The organism is Pseudomonas sp. RW407, from assembly GCF_003176655.1.
Classification (GTDB): Bacteria; Pseudomonadota; Gammaproteobacteria; order Pseudomonadales; family Pseudomonadaceae; genus Pseudomonas; species Pseudomonas delhiensis.
In genome coordinates this window covers 1-324 of the sequence record NZ_QGSL01000086.1, presented here as the reverse complement: position 1 = coordinate 324, position 324 = coordinate 1, and the positions used below count along the sequence as shown (strand labels likewise).

At 62.3% G+C, this 324-nt stretch carries 1 protein-coding gene; it reads left to right on the top strand.

All coding sequences use genetic code 11. The features are described 5' to 3' along the window. On the top strand, positions 1-324 hold a 324-nt coding region (locus DK254_RS06560), incomplete at both ends, for a transposase (RefSeq protein WP_146219577.1).

The window sequence follows — 324 nt, the reverse complement described above, 5'->3', positions numbered from 1 at the left end:
CCTAGAGGACGCCATCAAGGCGCTCAAAGAAGCGATCCGCCGCTACGACAAGGAAATTGCCAAGGCGATGAAGGTCGTGGACGCAGAACAGGCCCAGCAACTCAGCCAGGTCAAAGGCGTGGGACCAGTGACCGTGGCCGGGCTGCTGGCCTATCTGCCGGAGCTGGGACAATTGAACCGCCGCCAGATTGCCGCCCTGGTGGGCCTGGCGCCTTACAACAGCGACAGCGGGCAGAAGTCGGGGCAGCGCCGGATCCGAGGAGGACGAGGCATGATCCGGCGCATCCTGTACATGGCGGTTTTGTCGATCATTCGCTATCAGGA